Here is a 24,575-nt window from a genome sequence, read left to right as displayed (position 1 = left end):
CTAATGAATTTGATGTGGCGCCTTTAGTAAATCGTTTACAGTTTTTACAGGATTAAAGGTAATAATAGGTACTTCTACAAAAATAGTAGTCCAATTGGCCATACTTCCGTTCCAAAGTCCAGGTAATTCAAGGGCTTTTAGATCCTTTCCGACTTTGGTCTTCATGGTAATAAAAGCAGCATCATGGTCTACAAAGTCTTCGAGATTAAACTTTTCCCCTTTGTAATTCTTAACGCCACAAACCAGATCTACAGGATTAAAATGTGTCGCATTTGTTAAGATGTCTTTCTGCTTTTTATTCTTTAAGTTGATTTGTGCTGACTCCACAATCTGTAAGGATTCATTGCCATATAAATCTCGTACCCAAAACGGTCCACCTCCAGGTTCACCTTCATTTTTAACCATACCGCAAATACGAATCGGCCTATCGAGTTTTTCCCGTAAATATTCGATTTTATACTTGTCCAAATACTTGTGATACTCTCTCGAAATCTTTATGTCCATATCATCGACGAGAAAGCTCTCGATCTGGACAAACTCTTCTTCCGATATATTTGTTTTATCCAACACATGCATGTACTCAAAAGCCTTTTCCTGAAGTCTAAGCAAAATTCCAGCCAGCACTTTTTTATACATCACCATTTCTTGCTTATACTGCTTTACAACAACATTGTCAATATTTTTAATGAATATGATATCGGCTTCGAGCGCATTCAAATTCTTTAACAAAGCCCCATGGCCTGAGGGTCTAAATAAGAGTGTTCCATCATCATTTCTAAAAGGTTCATCTTTTGGAGTCACAGCAATGGTATCTGTAGATTCGTGCTGATAGGAAAATGAAATATTAAAAGACACCCCAGTATTCTCTTCTACATACTCCTCAATACGCTTAAACTCTTCATCAAATTTATCCTTGTATTTTTCGGATATGGTAAAATGAAGTTCTGCTTCATTTTCGTCAGAAGCATATAGGGCCGCTTCGTACAAATGCTCTTCAAAAGCTGTAGAAATATGATTGCTTTTATATTTATGAAATGGCAATAATCCTTTTGGGGAGTTCCCAAAATTGAGCTGATCTTCGTCCAACATGGTTTTAACGAAATGTAAAACCTTATCTTCCTCTGATAAACTACTAAAATCAATCCCTCTTGACCCAAGGTTTTCTATAACTTGCTCATAGAACGGAAACTTCTCTAGACCTACTAAAAATAGTGCCAAGTCTCTAAAATTATTCTTATTAATAAAGGCGTTTAGAGACTCTTTTTGAGGGTTGTATTCCTTTAAAAACTTAAACAAAAACTTGAACATTCTGGTGGCTGCACCCGATGCTGGAACAAATTTTAAGAGCGATAAGTTGTTCTTATGCTCTTCAAAATGGTCTATAGTAGCATCAATCAGTTCATCGTTCAGCCCAACAATACCGCTCCCTTTGGTTGCTGCCTCCGAAATATTCATAAAGGGAATTCCCGATTTAAACAATTCTATTTGGGACTCAACTTGCTTTAAAGTCAATCCTTTAGCTTCAATTTGTTTGAGGTCGTTTTCTGTAAAGCTCATTTCTTTTTATTAAGTAGGTTATCGATATGTTTAACCGCTATTTCCAACCGTTCTTTTTTATTCCCTTTTAATAACACATAAGGTCTGTTATGGGCAATCAACGCATTTTCGAAGGCTCTAAACATATGTTCTCTTTCATTGGGTTTATCTCTTAAATCGTCTTTTTCCCAAGGCGTGTCAATATAGGTCAAAAAATAGAGATCATAAGAATTTTCTAGAGCATGTGCCTCTAAAATCGGGTCACAGGTCCCCAAATAATAGGCTTCACTGTAGACTTTTGTTTCTAACAAATCCGTATCGCAAATCAAAACAGAATTTGTTTTCTGGGCTAATTCATTTTCCAATTTCATTTGCCCATAAGCGATAGGTAATAAATCTTCTGGCTCACAGGTTTTACGCTCATTATTCCATTTATTTTGAAGATATTCACGTGCATACTCCGGTACCCAAACCGAATTATAATACCTGGCCAACTGTCTTGATAATGTTGTTTTACCAGTAGATTCTGGACCAAATAAAACGACTTTTATGCAGTCTGAAGGTTGCTGTTTAAGTGTTTCTTCCATGCTAAGTATCCATAAATGGCTATGATAGTAAAACCTAAATACTGAAAACTTGTAAATGCAAATCCTTTGTACAGATACAAAGGTACTGATATGATATCACCAATAATCCAGAATATCCAATTTTCAATTTTACGCCTTGCCATTAACCACATTCCTACAAAAAAGATGGCTGTAGTTATTGTATCTACATAAGCAACCCAACCATTCCATTTGTCAAAAGTTTTGTAAACAATATATACAAATAATAGTGTCGCTAAAAAAATCAATACACTAATTCTTCTTTCCTTTATGGTGGTTATTGATATTGGTGTGACATGCGTTTCATCTACTTTACGGGTCCAAATAAACCAACCATAAACACTCATTATAAAGTAATATCCATTAATCATCATATCCCCTAGTAACTCCCATTTAAGCAATAAATACACAAATATGGCAGTGCTTATCATTCCTGTCGGAAATACTAAGACCTTATTCCGTTTAGAAAACCAAACCGATAAGAATCCAAATATTATAGCAACAATCTCAAGAACAATGTCTATTGTTTTCGATGCTGCATACTGACCAAATAGAAAATCAAAAATCTGGCTCATAATCACTTCGATCCGTTTTTACAATTTTCATTTGCAATACCGAAACATCGACCTCATTAAACGAGCGCTTTATTTCTTGAGTCAAAAATGGCATTAATTCATCATAGTCACCATAAATCTGGGTACTCAATGGGTTCTCAAGTACAGTAAATCCAGAGTCTCTCAATCTTTTAATAAAATTGATAATGGGTGTTTCGTAATCATCCTGAAGTGGCGATAATGTTAGTTCAACTGATATTCTCATTTTTTTATCTTGGTGACTAAGGTTCTCAAAGTCACATTTTATATAATTATGGTCGCTTAGGCAGTTCTAGAGCCTCACTGAACTCCTCAGCGACCGGTTTTTAATTGGTTAAAGAAATCGTTATTATTTTCAAAAGCAGTACCAATAACCACTAGGTCAGCACCCGCGTTAAATGCCGATTCCAGTTCTTGTTTAGATCTAATTCCACCTCCGATGATCAAAGGAACACACAACTCTTGCTTTACTTTTCGTATGATTTCAGGCTCTATGGGGTGGGTCGCTCCGCTACCTGCTTCCAAATAAATTAGCTTCATACCTAACAACTCCCCAGCTTTTGCTGTATCTATTATGGTTTTAATGGCTTCGCGTTTAATAGGCGTCGTTTGGCTAATACGTTCTACTGAAGTCTGCCTTCCATTTTCAATAAGCATATAACCCGTTGGTAATACCTCCAAGTTTGTGATTTTTAGTTTTGATACGGCCTCTACATGCTTTCCTATGAGGTAGTCTGGATTCCTCCCCGAAATTAAGGATAAAAACAAAATCCCATCCGCTTTATCATTAACCTGAACGACATCTCCGGGAAATAAAATTACCGGAAGATTTGTATGCTTCTTAATTTTAACCACTAAAGCTTCTGTTAGTCCTTCTTTAACTTCACTGCCACCAACAAAAACATGTGTTGCTATGGATTGATTGGCCTTAGACATAAATTCAGGAACTTGATCAACTTGCATTTTATCAGGATCTATCAAAACCGCTAAAAGTTTTTCAGATTTTGAAACCGAGTCCAATATATGTTGATAGATGCTACTCATTAGGGACAACATAAGCGCAGGTAAACCCATCGAACTCTAAAAAGGCCGTATTATACCTATATTTTTTGTCATTATAATCAATCCAGGCTATCGTTTCACCATCCTGAAGCATAAATGGGATAACTAAAAAATGCTCCCTAAACAACATCCCTGGCGTCGCAAATAGTTTATAAAGCGACTCCTTGATTCCCCAAATCACCGTCAGCTTTCTAATGTAGTTTTCTGCCGTACTATTCAAATAATTAAATTCATAATCCACAAATTTCTTAGCAATAATGCCAATTTTATCACGCTGCTTTTCGATGTCTATCCCAACTTCCTTATCACTTATAATGACACCAGAAAATGTGAATGAATGCGTAATAGAAATATAGTTTCCATCTTTAAGATGCGGTTTACCATAATCATCATAAAACAACTCTTGGTCAGTGTAACCAAATGCCCTAAGCAAATGTCTTACACTGAGAAAACCGCGTTGATGCAACTCGCTTTTCATCCCTTGAACACGTTCTAAACTTTGGGGTTTTAAATCTAGAGGAGCTATTAGTTCCTCATAACTTTCTTCAATCTTCCAGATTTTAACAGTTGTTTGTGAATTTACGGTAATGGATTTATACAGTGGCATTTAATATTTAAAACCTATTGATTACCTTTGCATCGCCTTAGGCGAATTTGGTACTTTTTTGATTTAGCGAATTTAGTTATTTAAGCCATAAAGCCAAAGGTTAGTTTATATATAAAAATAAGACAATCTATATGAGTACAAAAACTACGGCTTACGTACCTAACAAAGTAAAAGACATGTCGCTTGCGGCTTGGGGAAGAAAAGAAATTGAGCTAGCTGAGGCCGAGATGCCAGGTTTAATGAGCTTGCGCGAAGAATACAAAAATGAGCAACCCTTAAAAGGTGCTCGAATTGCTGGTTGTTTGCACATGACCATTCAAACTGCTGTTTTGATTGAAACCTTACAAGCTTTAGGAGCTGAAGTGACTTGGAGTTCTTGTAATATTTTCTCTACACAAGATCAAGCTGCTGCTGCTATTGCTGCTGCTGGAACCGCAGTATATGCATGGAAAGACATGACAGAAGAAGAGTTTGACTGGTGTATAGAGCAAACTTTGTTCTTTGGAGAAGACAGACAACCACTAAATATGATTCTGGATGATGGTGGTGATTTAACCAACATGGTATTAGATAAATATCCTGAATTAGTAGAGGGTATTAAAGGCCTTTCTGAAGAAACAACCACAGGAGTTCATAGACTATACGAACGTGTTGAAAAAGGAACCTTACCATTACCAGCTATTAATGTTAATGATTCTGTGACCAAGAGTAAGTTCGATAATAAATACGGTTGTAAAGAGTCTGCCGTAGATGCTATAAGAAGAGCAACTGATATTATGTTAGCTGGCAAGCGTGTTACCGTGTGTGGATATGGTGATGTTGGTAAAGGAACTGCTGCCTCGTTTAAAGGTGCTGGTAGCATTGTAACCGTTACTGAAATCGATCCCATCTGTGCATTACAAGCGGCAATGGATGGCTATGAAGTAAAACGTTTAGAAACTGTTGTGGGCAATTCGGATATTGTCATTACCACTACTGGTAATAAAGATATCGTAAGAGCGGAGCACTTTAAGGCGATGAAAGACAAAGCGATTGTGTGTAATATTGGTCACTTTGATAATGAAATCCAGATGGCGTGGTTAAATGAAAATTATGGTGATACTAAAAACACCATCAAACCACAAGTTGACAAATACACCCTCGACGGAAAAGATATTATCGTTTTGGCCGAAGGGCGTTTGGTGAATTTAGGTTTAGCAACAGGGCATCCAAGTTTTGTAATGAGCAACTCATTTACTAATCAAACCTTAGCACAAATAGAGCTTTGGAACCATTCTGACAAGTACGAAAACAAAGTGTACATGTTACCAAAGCACTTGGATGAAAAGGTAGCCAAACTGCACCTAGAAAAAATCGGTGTTGAGTTGACTGAATTAAAGCAAGACCAAGCTGAATATATTGGAGTAACAGTTGAAGGCCCTTTTAAGCCTGAATACTACAGATATTAATTGTCATTCAGAACGAAAGCGAAGAATCTCAAACAGAAATTATTAATCCCAAGCAGCAATGTTTGGGATTTTTGTTTTACATAATTCACTTCTTTATTGTCACTTCGAGTGATTTTTGAGGAACGAAAAAATTGTATCGAGAAGTTATTATATTTAAGTAAGTTCTCGATACATCAAGCCTTAGGCGTGACACTCGAACTGACAAATTTATAATTTAAATAATTCGTATCTTCTAAGTGTATGCCATACAAAGAAGAGAAAATAAAAGTCCCGCGTTTTAGTGAAGACGCTGGTTTCTACACCACAAAAAAGCGCTCTAAAATCATGGGTAAAATTCGTGCTAAGAATACCAAGCCCGAGTTATTATTTCGCAAAGCGCTTTGGAGAAAAAATGTACGCTATCGTGTAGACAGCAAGCAATTACCTGGTCGCCCGGATGTGAGTATTATGAAATATAAGCTTGCCGTATTTATTGATGGTGCGTACTGGCATGGCTATAATTGGGACGAGCGCAAGGTTAAACTGAAAACCAACAAAGATTTTTGGATTCCTAAAATTGAACGCAATATGCAACGCGACAGAGAAGTCAATCAACAATTACGAGAGATGGGCTATACGGTATTTCGGTTTTGGGCACATGAAATCAAAAACAATCTTAAGACCTGCATTAATGACGTTATGATGTATATCAACACGGGTAAAAACTATTAATGGCTCGTTTTTGGTAATTTACTTACATATCCAACCACTTCTTAAAGTTGGTGGTACGTTCTCTGGACACAATGATTTGTTCCTCTTGTTGTGGATTCAATTTCAGCAACAATCTAGAGTTAAAATAGCTGTGAATTTCTTCAACCGCATTCACCGACACCATATATTTTCTATTGATTCTAAAAAATTGGATAGGATCTAAAATGTCTTCAAGCTGATCGATGGTATACTCAATGGGGCATTTTTGGCCCTTATTGGTATACAAAAATATAACGCCTTCATCTGCCATAAAATAAGCGATATCTCCAACCTTATAAGTACTAAATTGATTGCCAATTTTTACCATAAAACGCTTTTTGAATTCCTTGGCAAACAATTGTCTAATGGCATCGATATCGGCACCATTATGTGGTCTGCTATCAATAATATTAGTGTATTTCTCCAATGCCTTTTTTAACTCATTTTTATCAATAGGTTTTAACAAGTAGTCTAATCCGTTGTACTTAAAACCACGAATCGCATACTCATTATAAGCCGTGGTAAATATAATGGGCGGGTGCTTAGGTAATTGATCTATAATATCAAAACCATAACCATCATTTAACTGTATATCTAAAAATATAAGGTCTGGTAGTTCGTTTTCGGCAAACCACTTTAGGCCACTTTCAACCGAAGAAAGTTGTGTCAATATCTCACACTCTGGAGCTAAAGCTTCAATTAAATGTCTTAATCGTCTAGAGGCAATATCTTCGTCTTCTATTATTACAGCTTTCATTAGTTAAGCTACGGTTAAATCTTTAATATTAACGTCACCTTTATTCAATAATGGCATACTCACTTTAAAGGTATTGTTTTCTTCATCAACAATCACATCCTTATTGGTGTAAAAGGCATAGCGCTTTTTAATATTGGCCAAGCCCAATTTTGTAGAGGTCTCTGAATCGATTCGCTTTCTGATATTATTTTTAACGACTAAGCGGTTGTCCTTAACCTGAATATCTATAGTTATGGGCTGTTCTTTGGAATAGTAATTATGTTTTAAGGCATTTTCGACTAGCATCTGCAAAGATAATGTAGGAATGAGTACCGTATTAGTCTTTATATTAATGGCGGTATTAATGTAAATAGCTTCGTTGTGCCTTACTTTCATCATGAAAATAAAGGAATCTAAAAACTGTAATTCTTTATCTAAACTAACTAAATCCTCTTCTCTATTATCTAAAATATAGCGGTAGCAAGTCGCCAAACGGGTCACAAAATCTGAGGCTAAATCCCTATCCTCATACATTAAGGATGTTAACGTATTTAAGCTATTAAATAAAAAATGCGGGCTGATCTGACTTTTAAGCGAATTGTATTTAGATGTTGTTATTTCTTTTTTAAGTTCTAGTAAGGATAATTCGAGAGTCCTTTTGTCCTTATACACCCAATAGAATTGGTTAAACACCGAAAATACCGAAGCTAAACCTAATGCTCTAAACATATCTATCTTAAACGCTTTCCAAGGCTCATCCGTTTCTATTTGACAAATAGATTCAAATTCAAAAATGCCCAAATAGTAAATAATCGCAGCTAGGGATAAAACAAACGAAATCGTCAAGAAGAAAATAACGATGTTTGTAACGAGCTCATTGTTTTGATCTAGGTTTTTACTCTTCTTTATGAGCCAATCATTCACCTCCCAAGTGGTCATAAACAGAACAAAAGTCGAAATGTAATAGAATATCGTGGTATTATTGAGGTAGCTTTCGTTAGGGTCTTTCTCAACAAAAAGCTTTATAGTCAGAAAAACGATATTTATAACGAGAAACCTAAGTCCTATCTTCTTTAAATAACCTTTACTTATCATCATAATCGACTTCAAAACGCTTTAAATAGTAATCAAAGATACTATACTCAATTAATAGATGGTATCAACAACAACTGGGCTGTTAAATATTCCAATCAATTGTCAGGATTTAACATTCAATTGTCGGTAAACCCCTTTGATCTGTTAACTCGTCTTCAAACTAAAGTATATGACACTTCAGGACTAAATTCAACAGTTAAAAACTATTGTCTTTCATCTTTAATGATATCTGAAGAGTTTTGAGTAAACAAATAAAAAACCAATGAAAACCTTATTTCTTCTTTTTGCTTTATCCAGTGCATTTAGTTTTGCCCAAACCGGAATTATTAAAGGCAAAGTTATAGACAAACAATCTGAAATTCCACTTTTTGGTGCTACGGTAGAACTGTTAGATACCCAAGCATCCATGGGGGCCATTACCGATGACAACGGGTACTATATTATAGAAAATGTACCTATTGGAAGACAGACTATAAGAATAAGTTATATCGGTTTTGAAACTGTAACCATCCCTAATATTGTAGTCACTACGGGGAAAGATGCTGTCGTTAATATAAGCCTCATAGAGGCCTTCGATCAGTTAGATGCAGTAGTACTCACACCAGAAACGAATAAAGACCGATCTATCAACAAATTAGCGGTGGTTTCTGCGCGTCAATTTAGTTTGGAAGAAGTCAATCGTTTCTCTGGGGGCCGAAGTGATGTAGGTCGATTGGCCGCTAATTTCGCAGGAGTCTCAGCACCAGATGATAGTAGAAACGATATCGTAGTAAGGGGAAATTCGCCAACAGGTCTGTTGTGGAGATTGGAAGGAATCCCAATTCCTAGTCCCAATCACTATTCTACACTTGGAACGACTGGTGGCCCCGTTTCTGCATTAAATACCAACATGCTTAAAAATTCTGATTTTTTAACCTCAGCATTCCCTGCTGAATATGGTAATGCTTTGGGAGGTGTCTTTGATCTGGGTTTTAGAAAAGGGAACAAGGACACCTATGAGTATACAGCTCAAATGGGAATCTTTACTGGTGTTGAAGCCATGGCCGAAGGTCCCTTAGGTAAAAAGGAGGGGTCGTTTTTGGTGGCAGCAAGATATTCTCTGGTTGGACTTATAGGTGCTGGTGCAGGAGGAACAGCTGCTACTCCAAATTATAGCGACATCTCGTTTAATGTAGATTTTGGCAATGGAAAACTTGGTAATTTAAGCCTCTTTGGAATTCTTGGAAATTCTGATATTGAATTTCTTGGGGACGATATTGATGAGGATGATCTCTTTGCTGCAGAAGATGAAAATGCCTTCGTAGAATCAGGTTTTGGCGTTGTAGGCTTAAAACACCGCATCAATATTGGAAAGAAAAGTTATTTAAAATCGATTGCATCGCTATCGACGTCTACCAATACGTTTAAAGCTGATCGGTTTATTGATAAAGACACTCCTGAGGAACGCGTGATTAGATTTACTGATGTTGATGATACACAAAACCGATTTGCACTGTCAACACTGTTTAATACAAAACTCAATCGAAAAATAACCTTAAGAGCTGGTGTTGTCTACGAAAATTTTGGAATAGAATCTTTATTAAGAGACCGAACAGAACAAGGAGATAACGACGGAGATGGTGACCCTGACTTATTTACATTTAGAGATACGGACGAAACCTTCAATCTTATCCAACCTTACCTTCAAGGTCAGTTTAGATTAACGGAAAAATTGACCCTCAATGCCGGTTTGCATTCTCAATACAGTAACCTCAATGAGCAATTTGCTATAGGTCCCAGAGCTGCGATAAATTATAAAATTGCAGCGAAGCATAGCCTCAACTTTGGCTATGGTATTCATTACCAAAATGTGCCATTACCCTTACTTTTCTTAAACGAAGATGTGAATGGAGAATTAATTCAAACGAATCGCGACTTAGAATTTACAAGAAGTGCACATTATGTTATAGGTTATGATGTTAAAATAGCGAGAAGTTGGAGGGCTAAACTAGAAGTGTATTACCAAGACATCAGTAATGCAGCCGTGGAAGCATTTCCGTCGAGTTATTCTTCACTGACCGAAGGCACTGATTTTGATTTTGATAATGACAGAGTATCCTTGGTAAATGAAGGTGTAGGTTATAATCAAGGATTGGAATTGACCGTAGAAAAGTTCTTTAGTGATGGGTATTATGGGCTATTGACCACATCTATTTTCGAAAGTAAATATGAAGGTAGCGACGGTATTGAGCGCAATACACCATTTAACAATGGCTATGTCTTGAATTTACTGGCTGGACGTGAAATTTATATCGGTAAAGCAAAGCGAAACCAGTTATTCTTTGATACACGTATTTCCTTTGCAGGTGGTCGCTATTTTACGCCAGTGGACCTTGAAGCTTCGCAACAAGCAGGTTTTGAAGTCTTACTAGAAGATATAGCATTTAGCGAACAATTTGATGACTACTTTCGATGGGACTTTAAATTCGGGGTTAAGTTTAATAGCAAGACCAAAAAACAATCCCATCAGTTTTATGTCGATCTTCAAAATGTGACCAATAATGAAAATGTATTTGTAAGACGCTATAACAGATTAACCAATAATGTTGATCAAGTTAATCAGATTGGGTTTTTCCCTGACTTCGGATATAGGTTTCAGTTTTAAAATTGATTAATAGTAAAGTTGTGCATTTGTGACTGAAACCATGAGCCTCACCCAGGTGAGGCTCTTTAAAATTAAATCAAAATGAAACTAAAACAACACACCATAAAGCGTCTAAAAGGAAATTATGGAACTTGGTCCCTCATCACCGGTGCAACTTCTGGAATAGGTAAGGAACTAGCACTTAAATTGGGCGAGGCAGGTTTTAATCTGGTCATTACTGGCAGAAGAAAACGTTTATTAGACGCACTAAAAGAACATCTTACTGAGACATACAACATTGATGTGGTCACGATTGCTGGTGATTTATCGTTAGAACATGATGTTATACATTTAATTGAGGAAACTGAACATTTGAACTTAGGTATCGTCATCCTAAATGCGGGGTTTGGAACATCAGGTAAGTTTATCAATTCTAATCTAGACGATGAAATGAACATGCTTAATCTCAATTGCAAAGCCTTATTGATTTTGACACACCATTTTGTCAATGCGTTTAAAAGTCAATCAAAAAAGGGAGCTATTGTCTTTTTAAGCTCCATGGTAGCGTTTCAGGGTGTGCCCAATGCTGCCAATTATGCAGCGACAAAAGCCTATGTACAATCTTTAGGCGAAGCACTTTCGATTGAATTAAAATCTGAGGGTATTGATGTATTATGTGCGGCACCAGGTCCGGTTGAAACTGGATTCTCAGCTCGAGCAGACATGAAGATGTCTAAAGCATTAAAACCTAAAGATATTGCCATACCCATTATAAATGCCATAGGAAAGAAGTCTACTGTATTGCCCGGGTTTTTGACCAAATTTTTGGTTTATAATTTACGAATGACGCCAAGATGGGGTAAAATTCGTATTATGGGAAAAGTGATGCAAGGTTTCACAAAGCACCAAAGAAGCTAAATGATGAAAAAAAGAATTCTAATTATTACAAGTCTCTTTGTAATTTCGATGTTTATATACTCTAAAGTTAAAATGAATCAAGACGACCCAAAAGTATTGGAGCCTTTGCTAGTTGAAATAGAAAATGCTATTCAATACAGAGACCGAAAAAACCTTGAAGTTTCAAAAGTTGATGTCGCCTGGCAGCTCGATCATACTTTAAAAACAATTAATAGAATCACTGAAGCTTTAGAAACATCTAACCCAAATGACTATTCTAGCTCTGTAAATGCAGCACGGGTCATGTCTTTAACTGCCGGTTATATTCCGCGAGGACGTGCACAATCACCCAAAGTGGTCAGACCTCCAGAAGTCATTCTTACAGAAGACATTTATACACAATTGGAAGAAGCCAAAGCAAACATTAATACGCTCAACACATTAGATGAGAACACCAATTTTGAACATCCTTATTTTGGCCAACTTAATAAAGCCCAAGCCATAAGATTTATTGAAGTACACACCAAGCATCATTTAAAGATTGTGAGTGATATTTTAAAGAAATAGATGTTTTTTATCCAGTTGTCACTCCGAGTGATTTTCTGTCATACTGAGCTTGTCGGAGTAGATAGAAAATTGTACTTCGGCTATGCTCAGCAGAGCTATCGAGAAGTCATTATACGTAAGCCTTAACTAGTTCTCGATACATCATGCCTATGGCGTGACACTCGAAGTGACATCTTAAAATTAAAAACCTGTTACTGTATACTGTAAGTTAACTTTTCGGATGCACCAATTTCATCTCTTTAATAAGATGTTTTGCACCTGCATACTTATCAATAATAAAAAGTACATAACGCAAATCGACCATAATATTCCGACATATTTCAGGGTCGTAATAAATGTCACTCATAGTCCCTTCCCAAACACGATCAAAATTTAAGCCCACCAAATTTCCTTGGGCATCAATAGCGGGACTCCCCGAATTTCCTCCTGTAGTGTGGTTAGTGCCCAAAAAGCATATAGGCAATTTCCCATTTTTATCTGCATAAACACCATAGTCCTTGGCATTATACAAATCCCTTAATTTCTGCGGTACATCGAACTCGTAATCCCCAGGCACATATTTTTCGATAACACCATCTAAATAGGTCACCGGATTATAATAAACGGCATCCCTTGGTGCATAACCATTCACCTTGCCATAGGTGACACGTAAGGTACTATTGGCATCGGGAAAATAGCGTTCGCCTGGCATCACTTCCATTAAGGCTTTCATATATGTTGTTTGAAGTGCATTTATTTCGGTATTCAGACGCTGAAATTCGGGCTCATAGTTGGTATAAAATTGCATAATAATAGGCTTAGCATATTGGTAAGCCCTATCAGAATTCAATTTTGCAACGACACTCTCGGAATCGCCTTCTAGAGCTTCTAATGCTTTATCCAAATCCGTAAAACTAGTGCTTTCATAAATAGACACATCAACCTTATCTGGCATAAACAAAGGCATAACAGCTTCAAAAACCCCTTTGTCCACCTCAACATTATAATTTTTATGAATTCCTTTTAAACGATTGATCATTCTCTCACGCTCCTCATTGAAGGCCTCTTCTCCACGACCTACTGACATTTCGAGTTGAGCTAAACGCAGCATCATTTGCATGAGCTCATTGGTCCTTAAAAAGACTTCAATAAATTTTCCTCGTTTTACATTAATGTCTTCAAATTCTTTATAAAGTCTATCGAATTCTGGCAACAGTATGCCATAATCATTTTCCTTGCCTTGCGCTTTTAATGCCTTCGTAAATTCTGCTTCAAATTGACGTTTAATGTCTATGGCTCCACTCTTTTCAATACCTAGATTCTCACCAATCCACTTTTTCCAAGCATTTGCAATTCTGGCTTGCTTAGAGGCATACTGAATTCTAATTTGATCATCCGCTTTCATCTTAGCATCTATGACTTTTAATGCAGCTTCTCTTATAGCGATATTAGAAGGGTTTACTTTTTGTGTGATTTGTTCAACAGCCACAGCAGGGAGGTATTCATTGGTTCGTCCCGGGAAACCAAACACCATCGTAAAATCCCCTTCTTCAATACCATCTAAAGATACAGGTAGAAAGTGCTTAGGTTTATAAGGCACATTGTCTTTACTGTACTTTGCTGGTCTGTTATTCTTATCGGCATAAATTCTGAAAATGGAAAAATCCCCTGTATGTCTTGGCCAGACCCAATTATCAGTATCACTACCAAACTTACCTATACTGCTAGGAGGAGCACCAACCAAACGTACATCTTCAAAACGTTCTGTCACAAACAAAAAATACTGATTGCCCTTATAAAAAGGTCTTATTTTAATCCCTTGCCAAAATTCTTTTTTTACATCTTTTTCAACCCCATTTCTGTTTTTATCTATCTGTGATTGTTTTTCGCGAGGTGTCATAGTATCCGTTACATTGGCCAACATCGCCTCTGAAACATCTTCGATCCTAACTATAAATTCTACAAACAAGCCTTCATTAGGAATCTCCTCTTTTAAAGACATGGCCCAAAAACCATTCTTTAAGTAATCGTTCTCTAAAGATGAATGTGACTGTATTTGACTGAATCCACAATGGTGATTGGTCAACAAAAGCCCCTTTGGAGAAATCACTTCACTTGTACAGCCTCCATTAAAATGACCAATGGCATCCTTAAGGCTAGAATTATTGACGTCGTAAATATCTTTGGCTGTCAGCTTGCTTCCTAAGCTGCGCATTTCATCTTCGTTCAGACCTTCTAAAAGTGAAGGGATCCACATACCACCTTGTTGGGCAGAAACTTGTAATACAATAAAAAAGATGATAATTTTTAAGACTTTCATAGTGTTTAATTTAGAATGGCCATAAAGATAGAAAAGAAAGTAATATCTGGTTAATTACTAGACATATTGAGCCTCTCATTATGAATCCATTTCTTAATAAGAGTTGTATTGGTGGTAATTTCAGCAAAAACATAAATATTAGAGTCAAAGCACAGTGATGTTTCCGCAAGTTCTATAACCACTTTATCATCGCAATAACTTGAGTGTAAAAAGTAAAGCGTTTTATCTTTTATGAGCACATAACCCACATGATTATCCAATCCGACAAAATAAATGCCATCGTTATAAACACTGTTAACTTTATTTTTTAGTTGCTCAAAAGTAAGGTTGGCATATAGCTTAAGCTCCTGTCTAGGCTGTAGAAGCTTGGCTTCATCCAAACCAGCGGCTTGAGCCATTTTATAACGATTGAGGTTAAGTCCTAAATGCTTCAGGGTCGTAGACACAAAATAACCACAGGCGATCTCCCCATGATTTGGAATGTCTGTATGCCCATTAAAATCCCAAGTTGTACCATACCAATGTGGAACAATATCATTTAACAATTTTGAATACAGGTATCTTGATGCCGAGTCTACAGCTTTTGTTGAATTAGTAGCGTATAAATTCAAAAAATAGCGTCTGTCGGTCCTAATTATATCTAGAATTGAGCTGTATTCACCTTTTGGAGTAAAACTGATACCGAGTTTTAAAGAATCCAAGAACGGACCCGCTGGCACATCGTTTTTATGGATATCCCTATTTTCAGTTGTCATCACATCTTTTTTGAATTCGGATTTACAAGCAAAAATTAGAATCAATGCGATAAGGAGTAGTGTTCTTTTCATATACATAAGAACGCTAGAGGGTTATTATAATTGCCTGTAAAAACAAACCCTTTCTATTTCTAGAAAGGGCTCAATTAACTTAAATAATTATGAAGGTTAATCTACTTTAGATTAAGACTTCCTAGATCGTGAAATAAAAATTCTTTGGAATCGGTCATGGACACAAATAGGCCATTGGGAAATCTATTTCCTAGGGCTTGAGTAGTCACTTCGCAACCATCGGTTTCTACAGTTCCAAGATTTATCTCCTTGATAAACTCATTGGTCTTTCGGTCGAACACACAAAAGCTATGCGCTTGTTGATTTGAGACAATTAAAAATCCCGAATCATTAGAGTATTTAGCAATGGCTATACCTTCTATATCTCGCCTAAAGTGATCAGCACCAAAACATGCTAACTCATTATCCCCCTTTTTGGGATCAGCATGATACTTTCTAATACAATGGTCCTCATCAGCGTAATAAATATGCCCTAACTCATTGTCAACTGCTATAGCTTCAATTTCCTTCTTACCACTGAATTCACCAAATTTTCTTACTAAATCCGTTCTAATCCCTAAGCTATCGGAAACCAATTGATATTGATACAAGTAGTTTTTAAAAGGCCCCTGTTTCCTGCTTACGATAATATATATTTTCCTGTCTTCCGCATTTTTATAAAATGCAATACCCATTGGCCTTCGATTAATAATATCAGTCTCATCTTCAAAAACCTTAAAGCCGCCATTATCTAACATTTTCATATCGGGAACGGCATATAATCGTATTTGATTTTTGACCCTTTCCGTAAATGCCATTACATCAACTGTGATGGAATCATTTAACTTAAACCCGTATGAAACATCGACATTATTGGGGTAACCCAAGGCTTTTATTGATTTCTCTTCTATAATCTTTCCGTCCAAATCAAAAGCATAAACACCACCATTAACCTCATCCTTATCCGTACCAAAAACAACGCTCTTTTCAGGGTCTTCTCTGTTAATCCAAATGGCTGGATCATCCGTATCGTGAGGCGTCATTTCTGTAACCGCAGTTGCTTTAATTTCTGGCAGTTGATGACCACAAGAGGTCAAGACAACTGTGATTAAAATGACAACAAAACTGTATTTACTTTCTTTTAAATAAATCATATTTCAATCCAAAAGTTAAACGTCTTCCGTAATACTCCGCTTGCATAGTTCTGCTTCTTACACCTTGGAAATAACGAAGTGGTTGGTCTGTAATGTTATTCAAGTCAGCATATATTCTTAGATTATCATTAATTGCAAAGTTTAAATTAAAATCTAAGAAAAACTGCTCATCGTAGAAACGGTCAGTAAAAGCATCCCCACCAATTTCGTCGACATAAGCATCAGAGTAATTGGCTGATAAACGAATATTGAACTTTTTATCGTTATAGGCTAATGAACCATTAAACATATTTGGTGCAGTCCCTGGTAAACCTAAGCCATCTCTTAATTCTCCAGCTTGATCAGCCACGCCTTCCGTACTTGAATCCAAGTAAGTATAGTTTAAGTAAATGTTGAAGTTTTTAGCGAAGCCGGGTAGAAAGTCTAACTGACGTTGGAATGCTAATTCAAAACCCAACACCTCCGCAGCATCGCCATTTAAAGGTTGAAATACATTGTATCCTGCAGTACCTGGCCCTAAATCATTATTATCCGCAGCGATAGTCTGTGATACATAAATAAAATCTTGAATGTCCTTATAGAACACACCACCTGATATAATACCAACGTTATCAAAATAATACTCTGCCATTAAGTCAAAATTCATTGCAGTTGTTGCCTCTAAACCTGGATTACCTAATTCTATTTCTTCATCTTCATTAATAATGTTTCTAAATGGAACAAGGTCTTGATAATCAGGTCTCGCTAGGGTATTGGTCCAAGCTAATCTTAAGACTGTTTTTCTATTTAAATCATATTTTAAATGAATACTCGGTAAAACATTAGTATATGAGTTATCATCTCTTATAACAGTTGACGATTCAAAATCACTATCTTCGTCAAAGCTGACTTCATTACCTTCTGTGTCTATTGATGTGTTTTCTATTCTAACACCTGCCAAAACTGAAAATTTTTCAGATAGCTTTTGATTGGCCATGACATACCCAGCAAATACATCTTCGGTAATATCAAAATTTTGTGACAAAAATTCTTCTGGAAGTGAAGTAGCATCGAATAATCCTGAATTATTCAAATTTAATCGCCCTAAAAAATTAGGAGAAGCATAATTTCCAGCAACATACTGGCCACCAGCTAAGTAATCGGGATCCGTTTGATTGGTGCGCGGTATGGCATCAAAATCAAAATTCCCAGACAATGGTTCAAACTCAGTAAAGTCATTATCTCTAATTTTACTCTTAAGTCTTGCCCTTAGACCGGCCTTTATAAAGCCATCTCCTTTTCCGAAGAAATCTGACGGCAATTCTACATTAGCAAAAAAGTTGATATCCTCTTCTTCTGTGAATTGGTTTTCTTCGGTTATTTCTCTCAATGAATACCTGTCTAATGCTGCGTCATCTGTATTAGCAGGTACAATTACAGGAAATTCCGAATCTCTAAGGTCAACATCAAATGCTACGGGCTCTCCATCTAAACCTTCTTCCAATTCATAAGAAATATAACGCTCATTTAAACGCTCTTCAGAAGCACTTGCATAAGATGCTAACCAATCAAATTTTACCTTTCCAAGTAAATGCTCACCGCCAAGCGTGTAGTTTTGCATACGCTGATCCTCTAAACGGGTGTTTTGATTTCTGTCATTATCTATACCCCCTTTTGTTTGTCTTCTAATTTCTCCTTGAAAATTTGAACCAACACCATTGGTAATTGTTGTCGGTTCTATAGCTCTATAACGAAGTCTATAGCGATTCTCGCGATCATCTCGCCAGTTATACATTGTTTTTAAATAAATAGCATTGTTCGCATCAAATCTGTAATCAAAATTTGCTGAAAAACTTCTCCTAACACGTTGTACAATATATGTTCTTATGTCGTGCTCACTTACATACGGAGCTACTTCTACATCTTCACCAGAAATTGGGTCTTCGGCTTCGTTAGCCCATTCAAATTCAATATTATCAGAACCAAAATCATTGTCATTGATAGATCCAGCAAACATCCAACCAAATTTTCCGTTCTTACTTCTATCGCCATATAATAATGTTCCGTTAAGTATTCTTTTATCAGTAATAAAATTAACACCTGTACCTGCAGTTGCTGATAATCTAAATCCTTCTGGTGCGCTTCGTGTTATTAAATTTACAGAACCACCTATAGCATCGCCATCCATATCAGGTGTAACTGCTTTATTAACTTCAATTTGTTGAATCATATCAGCTGGAATTAAATCCATCTGTACATTACGGTTATCACCTTCGGCTGATGGGATTCTAGAGCCGTTTAAAGTCACAGAGTTTAATTGTGGAGCTAAACCTCTAATAATTATATTTCTAGCTTCACCTTGATCTACTTGCATGGTAATACCTGGTATGCGCTTAACAGCATCCCCGATATTAGCATCCGGAAATTTACCTACTTGGTCTGCAGAAACTACATTGGTAATATTCTGCTTGTTCTTTTGAGTGTTTAATGCCTTGGCCTGACCACCTATAAAACCTGTGAGTATTACACTGTCTAATGTCTCTGAATGTTGTTCTAAAACGACTTTTACTTCTATTGTTGTATTTTCAATGACATCTACTTCAATATTTTGATCTGCATAACCTAAATATCGAATAGTTAATGTCTGTTTTCCCACAGGTACTTCTAACAATAAAAATCTACCTTCAGAATCAGATACAGTTCCCTTTTTTGAATTAGCAACCGAAATCGTTGCATAAGGCACAAAAATACCTTGCTCGTCTGTAATAACACCTTGAATGTTTCCTTCTTGCGAAGAACCTAAAAATGCAACGAAGAATAATAGTGCTGCAATAATGTAGTTTTTTTTCATCTTTTAGTTGGATTAGTTAATCCATCAAATTAAATGAAATCCTTCTCCGAGTATTTTATGTCATTATTACCATATTATTACAGTTTTATATGTTTTGGACACGATTTAAATTACAATTAACCTTTATGAAACGTTTTATTTATTTTCAGCTTGATTTAACTTCAACTTATAGTATATTTCGGTATGGTTTATAATTCAAAACTTCCTCATGTAGGTACCACGATTTTTACGGTGATGAGCGCCCTAGCAAGAGAGCATAATGCCCTGAACTTATCTCAGGGGTACCCCAACTATCCCAGTTCACAAAAGTTGAACGACTTGGTAAGCAACGCCATGAATAACGGTTATAACCAGTATGCACCCATGGCGGGAAACCTGGATCTGAGATTAGCCATTTCCAATAAATACGAATTATTATACAACCACACTTATCATCCTGAAAAAGAAATCACGGTAACAGCTGGTGCTACCCAAGCCATTTATACCATTATTTCAGCATTTATAAGACCAAGTGATGAAGTCATCATTTTTAAACCTGCCTACGATTGTTATCAGCCAGCAATCGAAGTCAATGGTGGCAAAGCCATACCCATTCAATTATCGGCACCAGACTATAAAATTGACTGGAATGAAGTGTCCTCGAAGGTTTCTAGTGAGACCAAAATGATCATTATTAATTCCCCTCATAATCCGAGTGGGACGATTTGGTCTAAAGAAGATATGTTACAACTTCAAAAATTAACTCATGACACCAATATTATCGTACTCAGTGATGAAGTGTATGAGCATATCGTTTTTGATGAGACGCGACATCAAAGTATTTGCCTGTTTAGTAGCTTAAAGCAACGAAGCTTTATTACGGCGTCTTTTGGTAAAACTTTTCATAATACGGGTTGGAAAATTGGCTATTGTTGCGCTCCTGAACCCTTAATGTCTGAATTCAGAAAAGTGCACCAATTTAATGTTTTCTCTGTCAACCACCCTGCCCAAAAAGGCATAGCAGATTACATGCAGGACCCCAAAACATATCTAAGTCTCAATACATTTTTTCAGCAAAAGCGTGATTTGTTCCTGAATTTAATCTCAGAATCCCGTTTTAAATATAGACCATCACAAGGTACTTATTTCCAAGTGTTGGATTATTCGAACATTACGGATGAGCACGACGTAGATTTTGCCAAGCGATTGACCAAGGATTTTAAGATTGCCTCCATTCCACTGTCTGTTTTTAATGAAGATGGTAAAGATGATAAGGTGTTGCGCTTCTGTTTCGCAAAAACCGACGAGACTTTGATTAAAGCAGCAGAGATTTTGTGTAGAATTTGAGTTACTTTTTGTACTTTTCTGTGTCTCAAGATTGAATTAAAACAAATAGTATGAAATTTTTTATGACAATCTTGTTCGTTGCATTTTCATTATGCTCTTTTGCTCAAAAAGTCGAAAAGGACGGAAGGATTTATGAGGTTAAAAAAGAGCGAATTTTTCTTAATGGTGAGGATGTAACAGACAGGCTAAATGCTGAAAAACGATCTACCATCTTAAAGGAAGCTACAATGGCTTCTGATAAAATGAAGCTCGAAGAAAAAGCAAGAAAAGCGGAAAGAAAAAAGGAAAAGAAGGCCAAAAAGCTTGAAAAAGAAGTAAAAAAGGCCGAAAAAGAGCAAAAAAGAGTCGAGAAAGCCCTACGAAAAGAACAAAAACTTAAAGGCAATTACAAAAAGGCACAGGATAAACTGGCAAAAGCACAGAAGAAGTACGGAAAGCTTAAGAAGAAGGGAAAATTATCTCCCATAGATGAAAGTAAATGGCTCGAAAAAATTGAAAAACTCACAGAAAAAGTAGAAAAAGCAAAACGCAAACTATAACTCATGAGCAAAACCCTAACTGTTGCCATTATACAAACCGAATTAATCTGGGAAAACCCTGAGGCAAATCGAAAAAATATTGAACAAAAGGTGCATACGATAAAAGGTGCCGACCTTATTGTTTTACCCGAAATGTTTACTTCTGGTTTTACGATGAATGCCACTTCGGTTGCCGAAACTATGAATGGTGAAACCATACATTGGTTAAAACAGTTAGCCAAAGAAAAGCAAATGGCAATTACCGGAAGTTTGGTAGTTACCGAAAACAAGCATTATTACAATCGCCTTGTATTTGTAGAGCCCTCCGGACAAGTAACATCTTATGATAAAAGGCATACATTTACACTGGCTGGCGAACACAAGGTCTATAAGGCAGGTGAAAAAAAGGTGGTTTTTGATTACAAGGGCTGGAAAATCTGCCCTTTAATTTGTTACGACTTGCGTTTCCCTGTATGGGCTAGAAATAGTGAAGACTATGATCTTTTAATCTATGTGGCCAATTGGCCAAAAATAAGGATAAGTGCATGGGATAACTTACTTAAAGCCCGTGCCATTGAAAACATGAGTTATTGTATAGGCGTTAATCGTGTAGGCTTAGATGGCAATAATTATGAATATACAGGACATTCGGCAGCCTATGATGTTCTAGGGAATAGAATCGATACTATTCCAGAGAACAGGGAAGCTATTGACATCGTCACTCTAGAAAAAGACCACATTAATAGATATAGGGAAAAACTTGGTTTTTTAAAGGATCGCGACAGCTTTAATCTAGAAGTGTAAACTCAATAACTTGATCAAAACTCGCCCGTACCTCAGGAACTTGATCCTTGGGAGCATAACTCACGCGCTCAGGTTGAATTCCCAATAAATAATTGCCCGTATCGTACTTTCGGTTACCATTAGTGTCATAAATGACCCGAAGGAAATATTGTTTAGGAGTCAAATCCGTAAAATCAACAATGGGAGACTCCTCCGTATAATGCTCATACAAAACATCACCCTTATCATCGACTAACTGTACAATTAATGGAAACTTAGCATTAATCAAGTTGACGCGAATATTTCCATATTCAGATTTGTTCTTCGTTCTGAAAGTATAGTTTAAGGTATCTTTGTTTGTCCCTTCGTAAAAGTCGGTGAATGCTCCAGGAAGCATTTTAAAAAAGTACTTCTGGCCTTCCTCTTTTTCTACAGGAAATTTATACCTGTTAAATATAGTATCATACTCTACCTTATAACTTATTGCTAGAGAATCTCCGTTTATCAATTTTATTTTTGAGGTATCAATCTTTGTAAATGGTATATTACCTTCAATTGTAAAATCCGTTTCAGGACTTAATGTCCCTCTTGTAATTAATTTTATTTCTAAAGAATCTGCATCTAATTTTCTAAAGCGATGTTTAAAGGTATCTACATATTTTTCATTGCTAACAATAAAAAACGTCGTATCAACCTCAAATTTTGGTTTATACCAATAGTATAAGGTATCCTTTTCTGTATCCTTAGTTATTCGTGTCGCATAACCTTCTGGCACATCTCCTAGTACTTTTATTCTCATAGCCTCATAGCTCCCTTCATAAGGAAACATAATCCTTGAGGCTCCATCTTGTTTTGGTTTAATTGCTTTAAAATTCACATCTTCCTTAAAGAGCGTCAATTTATATTCTGCGCTTGTCGGAACAGAAATATGATTCTCATAAAATGCGATTTTATCATCTTTTTGATTAAACTGATAGTTTGAATTCTTATCCTTGAGGGCAATAAGCTTATAGGTCCCTGCTTTGATATTATCGATACTGAAGGTTGTCACACTATCGAGCGTATTGGTAATATATCTAGGCTTTTGTTTATATACAATAGAATCTGTATATGTCGAATCTACCTCGTATAGCATAACCGAAATAAATGTATCAGGCTCCTTGAGCAAAGCATCTTCTACATATCCTTTTACAGATAAAGAATCAATAGCATCACCCGTAGAGAACACGTAGCGATAATAGGGATAGGGATTACCTTCATTATTATCTACGATGCTCTCACCAAAATTAAAAGCATAGGTTGTATTGTCTTTTAGTGTATCTTTTATTTTTATGGAAATATACTTGCTTGCGGCACCCATAGGCACAATTAAAGGATCCGTATCCATGGGTGGCGAAATAATTAGTTGTTTCCTTAAATCGTTTATTTTGACATATTCATCAAAATAAATTCTGATTTCCCCGCCTTTAAAATTAGTTGAAAAATTCTGAGGATCTTCGTCTATAATCACAGGGGGATCTTCATCTTTTTCACCCCCTTGAGGTGAACCACGATTGGCACAACTGGCCAAAATTAAAGCCAGAAAAACAACTTTCAAAAATCTCAATACAACTAATGGCATTAACTCAAAACAATTTTGCACAAAGAAACAATTTTAAAATTTACAAACGAAAAAATCAATCGGCAATTGCCATAGTTGCAAGACTTAACTTAATATTATCAATCTTCAACAATTCTTTGGCACAAGCTTCAACTGTAGCACCAGTCGTAATAATGTCATCGACTAAAAGAATATGTTTTCCTTGAAGCGCTGTATCTTCCGAAATGGCAAATACAGCACCATCGTCATTCCATCGCGATAATCTCCCCTTAAATACTTTAGTTTTTGTAGGTTTCGTTTTAATAAGCACCCCATCATTATACTCGGTATGCAGTGCTTTGGCAATTTCTTTTCCAAATTTCGCTACTTGGTTGTATCCACGTTTTCGTAACTTGGTTTTGTACAAAGGTACCGGGACGACCACATCAACATCATTATAAGTATTTACAGCGCATAACTCAGCCGCTAACCATTTACCCAAAAAACTACTAATATGCTCATGCCTTCTATATTTTAAGTTGTGTAGTAATTGCTGAACGATCCCTTTCTTTGAAAAATGCAACAGCGCTGTCGCATTTTCGAGTTTTACACGTCCGTAAAGGATCTTTTCAACGGTTTTAGAACGATCAAAGTGAAAGTGAGTTACGGGTAATTGATGCCTACAGGATAAACATACCACTAACTCATTATCTGTCAAAACATTATTACACGCTTCACAGACTTTTGGAAAGAATAAGTTTAACAAATTTTTTACCACTTAA

22 protein-coding genes are annotated in these 24,575 nt (G+C 36.3%); 8 read left to right on the top strand and 14 right to left on the bottom strand.

The annotated features are described in order from the left end of the window. The 6 genes from ACO052_RS05450 to ACO052_RS05425 form a co-directional block, all read right to left on the bottom strand. Positions 1-1,557 (bottom strand): DUF4301 family protein, encoded by a 1,557-nt coding sequence (locus tag ACO052_RS05450; protein WP_422106986.1) that lies wholly within the window; start codon positions 1,555-1,557, stop codon positions 1-3. Beyond that, positions 1,554-2,123, bottom strand: a complete 570-nt coding sequence (locus ACO052_RS05445; protein ID WP_422106985.1) for an AAA family ATPase — start codon at positions 2,121-2,123, stop codon at positions 1,554-1,556. The genes ACO052_RS05450 and ACO052_RS05445 overlap by 4 nt, the downstream gene beginning before the upstream one ends. Next, positions 2,084-2,716, bottom strand: coding sequence for a nicotinamide riboside transporter PnuC (pnuC, locus tag ACO052_RS05440; RefSeq protein WP_422106984.1), 633 nt, complete (start codon positions 2,714-2,716; stop codon positions 2,084-2,086). The genes ACO052_RS05445 and pnuC overlap by 40 nt, the downstream gene beginning before the upstream one ends. Next, the gene (locus tag ACO052_RS05435) at positions 2,700-2,960 is read right to left on the bottom strand and encodes a hypothetical protein (protein WP_422106983.1); all 261 of its coding nucleotides are present in this window, start codon (positions 2,958-2,960) and stop codon (positions 2,700-2,702) included. The genes pnuC and ACO052_RS05435 overlap by 17 nt, the downstream gene beginning before the upstream one ends. Before the next feature lie 86 nt (positions 2,961-3,046). Then, positions 3,047-3,778 (bottom strand): geranylgeranylglyceryl/heptaprenylglyceryl phosphate synthase, encoded by a 732-nt coding sequence (locus ACO052_RS05430; protein WP_422106982.1) that lies wholly within the window; start codon positions 3,776-3,778, stop codon positions 3,047-3,049. Next, positions 3,771-4,403: a 4'-phosphopantetheinyl transferase family protein gene (locus ACO052_RS05425; RefSeq protein ID WP_422106981.1), complete on the bottom strand. Its 633-nt coding sequence runs from the start codon at positions 4,401-4,403 to the stop codon at positions 3,771-3,773. The genes ACO052_RS05430 and ACO052_RS05425 overlap by 8 nt, the downstream gene beginning before the upstream one ends. Before the next feature lie 131 nt (positions 4,404-4,534). Here ACO052_RS05425 and ahcY point away from each other — a divergent pair, with 131 nt between their 5' ends. Then, a complete protein-coding gene (gene ahcY, locus ACO052_RS05420) occupies positions 4,535-5,851 on the top strand; it encodes an adenosylhomocysteinase (RefSeq protein ID WP_422106980.1) in 1,317 nt (438 codons plus the stop codon). 240 nt (positions 5,852-6,091) lie between these two features. Then, a complete protein-coding gene (locus ACO052_RS05415; protein ID WP_422106979.1) occupies positions 6,092-6,562 on the top strand; it encodes a very short patch repair endonuclease in 471 nt (156 codons plus the stop codon). A gap of 22 nt (positions 6,563-6,584) precedes the next feature. On the opposite strand, the gene ACO052_RS05410 is transcribed toward ACO052_RS05415, so the two are convergent. Both ACO052_RS05410 and ACO052_RS05405 read right to left on the bottom strand, forming a co-directional pair. After that, positions 6,585-7,337, bottom strand: coding sequence for a LytR/AlgR family response regulator transcription factor (locus ACO052_RS05410; protein WP_422106978.1), 753 nt, complete (start codon positions 7,335-7,337; stop codon positions 6,585-6,587). Between the two features lie 3 nt (positions 7,338-7,340). Further along, on the bottom strand, positions 7,341-8,414 hold the full coding sequence (locus ACO052_RS05405; protein ID WP_422106977.1) for a sensor histidine kinase: 1,074 nt from the start codon (positions 8,412-8,414) through the stop codon (positions 7,341-7,343). A gap of 259 nt (positions 8,415-8,673) precedes the next feature. Here ACO052_RS05405 and ACO052_RS05400 point away from each other — a divergent pair, with 259 nt between their 5' ends. From ACO052_RS05400 to ACO052_RS05390, 3 genes are all read left to right on the top strand, one after another. Next, on the top strand, positions 8,674-11,055 hold the full coding sequence (locus ACO052_RS05400; RefSeq protein WP_422106976.1) for a TonB-dependent receptor: 2,382 nt from the start codon (positions 8,674-8,676) through the stop codon (positions 11,053-11,055). Between the two features lie 81 nt (positions 11,056-11,136). Then, the gene (locus ACO052_RS05395) at positions 11,137-11,952 is read left to right on the top strand and encodes an SDR family NAD(P)-dependent oxidoreductase (RefSeq protein WP_422106975.1); all 816 of its coding nucleotides are present in this window, start codon (positions 11,137-11,139) and stop codon (positions 11,950-11,952) included. Beyond that, a complete protein-coding gene (locus ACO052_RS05390) occupies positions 11,953-12,498 on the top strand; it encodes a DUF1569 domain-containing protein (protein WP_422106974.1) in 546 nt (181 codons plus the stop codon). It begins immediately after the preceding gene. 208 nt (positions 12,499-12,706) lie between these two features. Here ACO052_RS05390 and ACO052_RS05385 read toward each other — a convergent pair whose 3' ends face one another. The 4 genes from ACO052_RS05385 to ACO052_RS05370 form a co-directional block, all read right to left on the bottom strand. Further along, on the bottom strand, positions 12,707-14,797 hold the full coding sequence (locus ACO052_RS05385) for a S46 family peptidase (protein WP_422106973.1): 2,091 nt from the start codon (positions 14,795-14,797) through the stop codon (positions 12,707-12,709). 50 nt (positions 14,798-14,847) lie between these two features. Next, the gene (locus tag ACO052_RS05380; protein ID WP_422106972.1) at positions 14,848-15,624 is read right to left on the bottom strand and encodes a hypothetical protein; all 777 of its coding nucleotides are present in this window, start codon (positions 15,622-15,624) and stop codon (positions 14,848-14,850) included. A 101-nt stretch (positions 15,625-15,725) separates the two neighbouring features. Further along, complete coding sequence (locus ACO052_RS05375) at positions 15,726-16,757, bottom strand: phytase (RefSeq protein WP_422106971.1); 1,032 nt, start codon at positions 16,755-16,757, stop codon at positions 15,726-15,728. Continuing rightward, positions 16,735-19,587, bottom strand: a complete 2,853-nt coding sequence (locus ACO052_RS05370) for a TonB-dependent receptor (RefSeq protein ID WP_422106970.1) — start codon at positions 19,585-19,587, stop codon at positions 16,735-16,737. The genes ACO052_RS05375 and ACO052_RS05370 overlap by 23 nt, the downstream gene beginning before the upstream one ends. A 183-nt stretch (positions 19,588-19,770) precedes the next feature. Between ACO052_RS05370 and ACO052_RS05365 the strand changes: the two genes are divergently transcribed. Genes ACO052_RS05365 through ACO052_RS05355 form a run of 3 tightly spaced genes read left to right on the top strand, consistent with a single transcriptional unit; the run spans position 19,771 to position 22,235 of the window. Then, positions 19,771-20,913, top strand: coding sequence for a methionine aminotransferase (locus ACO052_RS05365; protein ID WP_422106969.1), 1,143 nt, complete (start codon positions 19,771-19,773; stop codon positions 20,911-20,913). Between the two features lie 50 nt (positions 20,914-20,963). Then, positions 20,964-21,452, top strand: a complete 489-nt coding sequence (locus tag ACO052_RS05360) for a hypothetical protein (RefSeq protein ID WP_422106968.1) — start codon at positions 20,964-20,966, stop codon at positions 21,450-21,452. Positions 21,453-21,455: 3 nt separating this feature from the next. Next, positions 21,456-22,235 carry an amidohydrolase gene (locus ACO052_RS05355; protein WP_422106967.1) on the top strand — a complete coding sequence of 260 codons (780 nt, stop codon included), beginning with the start codon at positions 21,456-21,458 and terminating at the stop codon, positions 22,233-22,235. Here ACO052_RS05355 and ACO052_RS05350 read toward each other — a convergent pair. Together ACO052_RS05350 and ACO052_RS05345 are read right to left on the bottom strand one after the other, a co-directional pair. Beyond that, positions 22,219-23,835 (bottom strand): Ig-like domain-containing protein, encoded by a 1,617-nt coding sequence (locus ACO052_RS05350; RefSeq protein ID WP_422106966.1) that lies wholly within the window; start codon positions 23,833-23,835, stop codon positions 22,219-22,221. The genes ACO052_RS05355 and ACO052_RS05350 overlap by 17 nt on opposite strands. Positions 23,836-23,890: 55 nt before the next feature. After that, positions 23,891-24,559, bottom strand: a complete 669-nt coding sequence (locus tag ACO052_RS05345; protein WP_422106965.1) for a ComF family protein — start codon at positions 24,557-24,559, stop codon at positions 23,891-23,893. Positions 24,560-24,575 lie beyond the last annotated feature (16 nt).

The organism is Winogradskyella sp., from assembly GCF_965228925.1.
Classification (GTDB): domain Bacteria; phylum Bacteroidota; class Bacteroidia; order Flavobacteriales; family Flavobacteriaceae; genus Winogradskyella.
This window is presented reverse-complemented; position numbering and strand designations above follow the sequence as displayed.